8 protein-coding genes are annotated in these 9,181 nt (G+C 59.3%); 3 read left to right on the top strand and 5 right to left on the bottom strand.

Annotated features, from left to right (window positions below; translation table 11 throughout):
- Nucleotides 1-2,356: transcription-repair coupling factor (mfd, locus tag C9413_RS21770; protein WP_170250894.1), on the top strand; the 2,356-nt coding region annotated here is incomplete at its 5' end.
- A 6-nt stretch (nt 2,357-2,362) separates the two neighbouring features.
- Here mfd and C9413_RS21765 read toward each other — a convergent pair.
- A complete protein-coding gene (locus tag C9413_RS21765) occupies nt 2,363-3,034 on the bottom strand; it encodes a DsbA family oxidoreductase (RefSeq protein WP_039846751.1) in 672 nt (223 codons plus the stop codon).
- 97 nt (nt 3,035-3,131) lie between these two features.
- The gene (locus tag C9413_RS21760; RefSeq protein WP_039846752.1) at nt 3,132-4,934 is read right to left on the bottom strand and encodes an extracellular solute-binding protein; all 1,803 of its coding nucleotides are present in this window, start codon (nt 4,932-4,934) and stop codon (nt 3,132-3,134) included.
- A gap of 271 nt (nt 4,935-5,205) precedes the next feature.
- On the opposite strand from C9413_RS21760, the gene C9413_RS21755 reads away from it, so the two are divergent.
- Nucleotides 5,206-5,847 (top strand): invasion associated locus B family protein, encoded by a 642-nt coding sequence (locus C9413_RS21755; protein ID WP_039844866.1) that lies wholly within the window; start codon nt 5,206-5,208, stop codon nt 5,845-5,847.
- Nucleotides 5,848-5,964: 117 nt separating this feature from the next.
- Here C9413_RS21755 and hspQ read toward each other — a convergent pair whose 3' ends face one another.
- From hspQ to C9413_RS21740, 3 genes are all read right to left on the bottom strand, one after another.
- Nucleotides 5,965-6,294 carry a heat shock protein HspQ gene (hspQ, locus tag C9413_RS21750; protein ID WP_022715579.1) on the bottom strand — a complete coding sequence of 110 codons (330 nt, stop codon included), beginning with the start codon at nt 6,292-6,294 and terminating at the stop codon, nt 5,965-5,967.
- A 150-nt stretch (nt 6,295-6,444) separates the two neighbouring features.
- Nucleotides 6,445-7,854, bottom strand: coding sequence for a type I glutamate--ammonia ligase (glnA, locus tag C9413_RS21745; RefSeq protein WP_022715580.1), 1,410 nt, complete (start codon nt 7,852-7,854; stop codon nt 6,445-6,447).
- A 59-nt stretch (nt 7,855-7,913) separates the two neighbouring features.
- Nucleotides 7,914-8,252: a P-II family nitrogen regulator gene (locus C9413_RS21740; RefSeq protein WP_003539626.1), complete on the bottom strand. Its 339-nt coding sequence runs from the start codon at nt 8,250-8,252 to the stop codon at nt 7,914-7,916.
- Nucleotides 8,253-8,597: 345 nt separating this feature from the next.
- On the opposite strand from C9413_RS21740, the gene C9413_RS21735 reads away from it, so the two are divergent.
- A partial coding sequence (locus tag C9413_RS21735) for an NAD(P)H-hydrate epimerase (protein WP_170250893.1) occupies nt 8,598-9,181 on the top strand: 584 nt, incomplete at its 3' end.

Below are 9,181 nucleotides of genomic sequence, written 5' to 3'. Positions count from 1 at the left end.
CGGCAATGCCGAGCGCGTCAACATCTTCGATGTTGTCGTCAAGCATATCGCCGAAAGGCGGGCAGGCGGCGCGAAAGTTCTCATCACCGCCTGGACGGAAGGTTCGCTTGAACGCCTGTTGCAGGTGCTGAACGAGCATGGCCTGGAACGCGTCAAGCCGGTCGAAGCGTTGAAGGCCGTCGATTCGCTGGACAGGGGCGAGGCAGCGGCAGCCGTGCTCAGCCTCGAGTCGGGCTTCGAGATAGGGAATCTCATCGTCATCGGCGAGCAGGACATTCTCGGCGACCGCATGGTTCGCCGCACCAAGCGCCGCAAGCGCGCTGCCGACTTCATTTCGGAGGTTGCGGGTCTCGACGAAGGTTCGATCGTCGTCCACGCCGAACATGGCATCGGCCGTTTCGTCGGCCTGAAGGCAATCGAGGCGGCCGGCGCCCCGCACGCCTGTCTAGAGCTGCAATATGCCGATGACGCCAAGCTCTTCCTGCCGGTCGAAAACATCGATCTCCTGTCACGTTATGGCGGTGAGGGAACCGAAGCCCAGCTGGACAGACTCGGCGGCGGCGCATGGCAAATGCGCAAGGCGAAACTCAAGAAACGCCTGCTCGACATGGCGGACGCGCTGATCCGAATTGCGGCCGAGCGTTTGACCCGCCACGCGCCGGCGCTGACGACACAGGAAGGGCTTTACGACGAGTTTGCGGCCCGCTTCCCCTACGATGAGACAGAAGATCAGGATAATGCCATCGAGGCCGTGCGCGGCGACCTTGCCGCTGGGCGCCCGATGGATCGCCTCGTCTGTGGCGACGTCGGGTTCGGCAAGACGGAAGTTGCGCTGCGCGCCGCCTTCATCGCGGCGATGAACGGTATTCAGGTCGCTGTGGTCGTACCGACAACGCTGCTTGCGCGGCAGCATTTCAAAACCTTCATCGAGCGCTTCCGTGGGCTGCCGGTGCGTATCCAGCAGGCCTCGCGCCTTGTCGGTGCGAAGGAACTCGCTCTTACGAAGAAGGAGGTGGCCGAGGGCAAGACCGATATCGTCGTCGGAACGCACGCGCTGCTCGGCGCCGGCATCAAATTCGCCAATCTCGGCCTCCTCATCATCGATGAGGAGCAGCATTTCGGCGTGAAGCACAAGGAACGCTTGAAGGAGCTGAAGAGCGACGTCCACGTGCTGACCCTTTCGGCAACGCCGATCCCGCGCACGCTGCAGCTGGCGATGACCGGCGTTCGCGAGCTGTCGCTGATCACGACACCGCCGATCGACCGCATGGCGGTGCGCACCTTCATTTCGCCCTTCGACAGCCTCGTCATCCGCGAGACGCTGATGCGCGAGCATTATCGCGGCGGCCAGAGCTTCTACGTCTGTCCGCGCTTGGCGGACCTCGAGGACGTGCATGCCTTCCTGCGGTCGGATGTTCCCGAGCTGAAGGTTGCTGTCGCCCATGGTCAGATGCCGGCGGGCGAACTCGAAGACGTCATGAATGCCTTTTACGAGGGCCGTTACGACGTGCTGCTTTCGACGACCATCGTCGAATCCGGCCTCGATGTTCCGACAGCCAACACGCTCATCGTCCACCGCGCCGACATGTTCGGTCTGGCGCAACTCTACCAACTCCGCGGCCGCGTCGGCCGCTCGAAGGTCCGCGCCTTTGCGCTCTTCACGCTGCCGGTCAACAAGGTGCTGACGGCGACCGCCGAGCGTCGCCTCAAGGTGCTGCAGTCGCTGGATACGCTCGGCGCCGGCTTCCAGCTCGCCAGCCACGACCTCGATATCCGCGGGGCGGGTAACCTTCTGGGTGAGGAGCAGTCGGGCCACATCAAGGAAGTTGGCTTCGAACTTTACCAGCAGATGCTGGAAGAGGCGGTCGCTGAGGTGAAGGGTGTGGACGAAATTCAGGACACCGGCTGGTCGCCGCAGATTTCGGTCGGGACGCCGGTGATGATCCCGGACGGATACGTGCCGGACCTGCATCTGCGCATGGCGCTCTATCGTCGCCTCGGCGAGATCACTGAGCTCAAGGAGATCGATGCCTTCGGCGCCGAAATGATCGACCGCTTCGGTCCGATGCCGATCGAGGTGCAGCATCTTTTGAAGATCGTCTACATCAAATCGCTTTGCCGCATCGCCAATGTCGAAAAGCTGGACGCCGGCCCGAAGGGTGTGGTCGTCCAATTCCGCAACAAGGAATTCCCGAACCCGGCAAACCTGGTCGGGTATATCGCCAAGCAGGGCACGATGGCGAAGATCCGTCCGGACCACAGCGTGTTTTTGACCCGCGACCTGCCGACGCCGGAAAAGCGGTTGCAGGGCGCGGCCGTCGTCATGACGCAGCTGGCCGAAATGGCAAAGCCGTAGGGCCGGTCAGTTCAACCCGATGCGTGCTTCCGCCTTCGCCTTGGCGATGTCGCGAAGCGCGCCTGCCAGCACGTCCGGCGTCTGAGCGCCGCTGACAGCGTATTGCTGGTCGAAGATGAAGAAGGGGACGCCGTTGACACCCATCTTTTGGGCCGCCTCGATCTCGGCAATCACCAGGTCGCGGTCGGCATCCGAAGCAAGCAGGGAGGCGATGACAGCGCGGTCGAGCCCCACTTGCTCGGCGATGTCGAGCAACACGGCGTGGTCTCCAACATTGCTGCCTTCCTCGAAATTCGCCTTGAAGAGTGCGTTGACGACGCGGTCCTGCTTCTCGCGGTCCTCCACCATCGCCCAATGGATCAGGCGGTGCGCATCGAGTGTATTCGGCCCGATCTCAATCGCTTCGAAGTCGAAATTGATGCCGACCTCCCGGCCGAAGTCGGTCAGCATCTTGTGGGCCTGCGCGACGCGTTCAGCGCCGCCGAGCTTCTGCTCCAGCGCTTCCTTCTGATCGACGCCTTCAGGCGGATAGTCGGGGTTGAGGCGGTAGGGCCTCCAGTTGATGTCGACGCCCACTTCGTCCTGCACTTCCGCGATAGCAAGCTCAAGGCGCGCCTTGCCGAGATAGCACCAGGGGCAGACGACATCCGATACGACGTCGATGGTGATGCGTTGCATGGTGGTTCCTTTCATCGGTCCGAGGCTTTCCACGCCATCTATGCCCAGACGCGTCCGACTTCAACCAGGCAGGAAAAAGGAACCGGCTCAGGCACGCTTATTGCACGCTCTGATCCCACCAGGCCGGAAGCTGGTAGCCGTAAAGCGGCACAGCGTCCGGACGGCCGAGCCGCTTGTTGCGTGCGACCCATTGCTGGTCGATATGGTAGAGAGGCAATACATAATGGCCGGAAAGCAGCAATCGGTCATACGACCTGACGGCGGCGGTGAAATCGTCGTCGGAGCGCGCGGTAAGAATATGTTTAATCGACGCATCGACATTTGGGTCGGCAACGCCCGCGAAACTTGAACTGCCCTCGCGGTCGCGCGCAGCCGATGACCAATAGGAAAGCTGCTCGTTGCCGGGCGAGAGCGACGACACATAAGATTTTAGGATAACATCATAGTCGAAACTATTGGTCCGGCTCTGATATTGGGAATCGTCCACTGTGCGGACCGAAGCGGCAATGCCCAGGGTTTGGAGCGAACGCTGAAAGGCAATCGCAAGTTTCTCCTGATCGGCATTCTGCGTCATGATCTCGAAGGCAAGCGGCTTGCCGCTGGCATCCGCCATCTTGCCGCCCTGGATCGAATAGCCGCCTTCCTTCAGCACCTGCACTGCCTTTTTCAGCACGTTGCGGTCGCGTCCGGAAGCATCGGTCACAGGCAGCTTGTAGGTGCCGTCGAGGATAGCAGGGTCGATCTTGTCTTTGATGGGGCCAAGCATGTCGAGTTCGCGGGCGTCAGCCGGAACGCCGAAGCTCGAAAGCTTCGAATTCTGCCAGAAGCTCTGCGTACGCTTGTAGGCACCGGAATAGAGTGTCTTGTTCGCCCATTCGAAATCGAAGACCAGCGAGAGTCCCTCCCGAACCTTCATGTTTGCGAATAGCGGCCGTCGCGTGTTGAAGACAAAGCCGAACATGCCGCTCGGCAGCTTCGACTGGAATGTATCCTTGATCACGACACCGGAAGAAACTGCCGGAAAATTATAGGCCGTCGCCCAGTGGCCGGGGCTGCCGTCGGGATAGACGTCGATATCGCCCTTCTTGAAGGCCTCGAAGAGCGTCGTGTCCTGAAGAAAATACTGAACGGTGATCTGGTCGTAATTGTCCATGCCGACCTTGGAGGGGATATCCTTGCCCCAATAGTTCGGGTCGCGCTCATAGGTGATACTCTCGCCGGGCTTCACCGTCTTGATCTTGTAAGGGCCGGACCCGAGCGGCGGCAAGAGAGACGTCCGGTCGAAGGTTTCGGGATCGATGGCGTGCTTGGGCAGGACCGGAAAAAGCCCAAAGATCATCGGCGTTTCGCGGTCTGCCTTGTCGTTGAAGGTGAAGCGCACGCTGCGCTCGCCGACCTTCTCCATCTTGGAGACAAGGCTGAGACGGTTCGCGAAGGGCACGCGTCCTTTGTCGCGCAGCAACTCGAAGGAGAACATGACGTCGTCGGCCGTCACCGGCTGACCGTCGGACCACTTGGCTTTCGGATTGAGATTGAACTGGATGAACGTGCGGTCCTCGTCCCATTCGACGGTTTCAGCAAGGAGCCCATAGAGAGTGAAAGGTTCGTCCCGGGAGCGCAGCAGCAACGATTCGTAGACGAGATTGCCATAGTCCGGATCCCACATGCCGCGCGCTGTCGTCCGCATGCTTTTCAGGATGAAAGGGTTGAGATTATCGAAGGTCCCGACGACGCCGTAGGTGATCTTGCCGCCTTTTTTCACGTCCGGATTGACGTAGGAAAAATGCTTGTAATCCGGGGGCAGGGCGGGTTCTCCGTGCATGGCGATACCATGCAGCGGGCTGGCAGCAACGGCGCCGCAAAGCAGCGTAAAGGCAAGAGGGAAAATAACCCGGAGCATGTTCAAATCCTTTCCGGCAAAAGGCACGATTCGGCCAAAGACTATCATGCACGGCAGGAAATCGAACATTCACACGCCGAAATCTTTGGGCCCATCCAGAAATTGCCAAAGAAATACTGGATATCTGGATCACCTCAATGTAACAGGTGGTCCCGGGTTTTGGGGGACATGCATTTGCCTTAATGTTCTTAGAGGTGGAATGCCGAATGACCCCGGTTGGAGAGGACGGCAGATCGCGGTCCCGAATGGGTATCAGGAGACAGAATCCGTTATGATGTTCAAGTCTGATAAGAAATTGCGGGCAGCTCTGTCCGTTCTGGCAGTAGCTTTCGGCGCCGCTTCGGCCCCGGTATCCTCCTTCGCGCAGGATGCACCCGCACAGGCTGCCGGAGCGCCGCGGCTTGGCTGGTACAAGACCTGCAGCAAGCAGGAAGACAACGATATCTGCGTCGTCCAGAACCTGATCCTCGCCAACGGCGGCCAGCTCGTCACAGCTGTCGGCCTTATCAGTATCTCCGGCAAGGTCAACCGCAAGATTCTGCAGGTATCCGTACCGACCGCTCGCCTGATCCCGCCGGGCATCATGATGCAGGTCGATAACAACAAGGGGCAGAAGCTCGATTACGCCGTCTGCCTGCCGGACAAGTGCACCGCCGAAATCCCGCTGACAGATGCGATGATCGCCGGCCTCAAGAAGGGCAGCGACGTGATCTTCACGTCGATCAACTTCCGCCGCGCGCCGAACCCGATCAAGATTTCGCTCGAAGGCTTTACCGGCGCCTATGATGGCGAAGCCGTTTCACCGAACAAGCTTGCCGAAAGCCAGAAGAGCCTGCAGGACAGCATGCAGAAGAAGGCTGAAGAAGCTCGCAAGAAGCTCGAGGACGCGCAGAACGCAGCTAAGGCGCAGTAATCCTGCTAGGTGGCGAGAGAAATGAACAAGGACCCGGCCGCCGCGCCGGGTTTTTGTTGTTTCGGCAAACAAAAACCCCGCCGGAGCGGGGTTTAAAATCCTAACCGATTGCGCGTCTTAGTGGGCGAAGCTCATCTTGGGTTTGAGCTGGCCAGACGGCGCTTGATCGAAAATCTGGTAAACCTGCTGATTGCGAAGCGGAATGCCGCTTTCGTCATTCACCAGGTTCTGCTCGGAGACGTAAGCGACATATTCGTTTTCGTCATTTTCTGCGAGCAGGTGGTAGAAGGGCTGGTCCTTGTCAGGGCGGACGTCGGGAGGGATCGAATTCCACCATTCTTCCGTATTCGCAAATTCCGGATCGACATCGAAGATGACGCCGCGAAACGGAAAAACTTTGTGCCGGACCACTTCACCGATACTGAACTTTGCTACTCTTTCTTTCATGGTACGACTTCCTTTCATCACCTGATCTGGTGATTGGGCCCGCTCAAATCAAGATTTTTGCGGGTCTTCGTCACATGAGTGTCATGTCGCCATCAGCCTCAGTGACAAGGAAGGAAGGCCCCGGCGGAACCGGAGCCTTCCGCTGAGCGATCAAGCCGAATAGTACATATCGTATTCGACCGGATGCGGGGTCATCTCGAAGCGCATCACCTCTGCCATCTTCAGCTCGATGAAGGCGTCGATCTGATCGTCGTCGAAGACGCCGCCGGCCGTCAGGAACTTGCGGTCCTTGTCGAGGCTTTCGAGGGCCTCACGCAGCGATCCGCAAACCGTCGGGATCTTCTTCAGTTCCTTCGGCGGCAGATCGTACAGATCCTTGTCCATGGCCTTGCCGGGATGGATCTTGTTTTTGATGCCGTCGAGACCGGCCATCAACATGGCGGCGAAAGCGAGATATGGGTTGGCGGTCGGATCGGGGAAGCGGACCTCGACGCGCTTAGCCTTCGGGTTGGAGCCGAACGGAATGCGGCAGGAGGCCGAGCGGTTGCGGGCCGAATAGGCAAGGAGCACCGGTGCTTCGTAGCCCGGAACGAGACGCTTGTAGGAATTGGTCGACGGATTGGTGAAGGCATTGATTGCCTTGGCATGCTTGATGATGCCACCGATATAATAGAGGCAGGTTTCGGAAAGGCCGGCATATTCATCACCGGCAAAGGTCGGCTTGCCGCCCTTCCAGATCGACTGGTGAACGTGCATGCCCGAGCCATTGTCGCCGAAGATCGGCTTCGGCATGAAGGTTGCCGTCTTGCCGTAGGCGTTGGCGACCTGGTGCACGACGTATTTGTAGATCTGCATCTTGTCGGCGTTGCGGACGAGCGTGTCGAACTTGATGCCCAGTTCGTGCTGGGCAGCGGCCACTTCATGGTGGTGCTTCTCGACGACGACGCCCATTTCGGCAAGCACCGTCAGCATTTCCGAGCGCATGTCCTGGGCGCTGTCGACCGGCGGAACCGGGAAGTAACCACCCTTGACGCGCGGACGGTGACCGAGATTGCCGGTCTCGTAGTCGGTGTCGTCGTTCGACGGCAGTTCGCTGCTATCGAGCTTGAAGCCGGTATTGTAGGGATCGGCTTTGTATTTCACATCGTCGAAGACAAAGAATTCAGCTTCCGGACCCACGAAGATCGTGTCGCCGATGCCGGATGCCTTGAGGTAGGCCTCAGCCTTCTTTGCCGTGCCGCGCGGATCGCGGTTATATGCTTCGCCCGAAACCGGGTCGAGAATATCGCAGACAATGACCATGGTGGATTGGGCGAAGAACGGGTCCATGTGAACCGTTTCAGTGTCCGGCATCAACACCATGTCGGACTCGTTGATGGCCTTCCAGCCGCCGATCGAGGAACCGTCGAACATGACGCCGTCCGCGAACATATCCTCATCGACGCAGGAAACGTCCATCGTGACATGCTGCAGTTTGCCCTTGGGGTCGGTAAAACGCAGATCGACGAACTTCACGTCGTTTTCTTTGATCTGCTTAAGAATTTCGTTCGCGGTCGCCATGAAATCTCCCTTTCATTTGCAATGACGATGAGTAAATTCGCCGCGTCGGGCGAGCCGCCTTAAATAGCGTCGATGCCGGTCTCGCCGGTACGGATTCGAATGACTTCTTCGACGTTGGATACGAAGATCTTCCCGTCTCCAATTCGGCCGGTCTGCGCGGCCTTGCGGATCGCGTCGATGACGGCTTCCGCGTTCTCGTCGGCGAGCACGACCTCGACCTTCACCTTGGGCAGAAAGTCGACGACATATTCAGCACCGCGGTAAAGTTCCGTATGGCCTTTCTGGCGACCGAAGCCCTTTGCTTCCGTGACAGTGATGCCCTGCAGGCCGACTTCCTGAAGGGCTTCCTTCACCTCGTCCAGCTTGAAAGGCTTAATGATCGCTTCGATCTTTTTCATGAGAAAATGACTCTCCGCTTCTCCCGTTAAAGCGGGCAAATTGCCGCTCGCGAAACATGATGCAGGTATCGTGCCAGTTCGCAACGCCGGAGAGCGAAAAAATATGTCAATTCCCCCCGAATTCGCGGCTTCGCGGCGCTTTTTGAGGCGTTTTTTCCAGCAAAAGCGGTTGGGATTGCCATCGGAAATTCAAAAATTGCACAAAACTAGTAAAAATGCGGGGTGGCTCTTAATGCATCGGTCGCGCGTCAGATGCCCTAAGAATAGGCAAATGACTTAAAAATAAGCTGCGGAAGAGATTGTAAATCAGGTTGTTTTTTAGGCGTTTTTTGAATTGAATGGCGTATGGCAGAAAAACTGGGTGACCTACTTCTTACGCCTGCAGAAATGGCTGCCGTCGATGCCGCCACGGCCGAATCGGGCATCGCCTCTTTCGGGCTTATGTGGAGCGCGGGGGCGGCCGTCGCGGGTGCCGCGCTTCGGCTGTATCCCGGCGCATTGCGCTTCGCCGTTCTCTGCGGCCCCGGCAACAATGGTGGCGACGGATATGTCGCGGCCCGTCGGCTCGCGGAAAGCGGCGCCGAGGTTGCCGTCTTCCATCTCGGCGACCCGGCCAGGCTTCACGGCGACGCCGCTCGAGCAAGGGCCGAATGCGCGCTCGCCTCGCAACCGCTCGCTGTGTATATCCCGGGGCCGGGCGATGTTGTTGTCGATGCGATCTTCGGGGCGGGGCTCGGACGGGATGTGCCGCAGCAGGTGCGTTCCGTCATCGAGCAGGGGACCGGCGCTGCGGTTCCCGTGATTTCCGTCGACTTTCCATCCGGGCGCGGCGGCCGCAGCGGCCGGGGGCCGGGCGCGGCCTTCAAGGCGGCCCCCACCGGCCCGGTCCTGACCCGCCAACCCCGCCCCTTGCCTATGCCCGGCGGGGG

The organism is Rhizobium sp. SEMIA 4085, assembly GCF_013004495.1.
Classification (GTDB): Bacteria; Pseudomonadota; Alphaproteobacteria; order Rhizobiales; family Rhizobiaceae; genus Rhizobium; species Rhizobium gallicum.
This window is presented reverse-complemented; position numbering and strand designations above follow the sequence as displayed.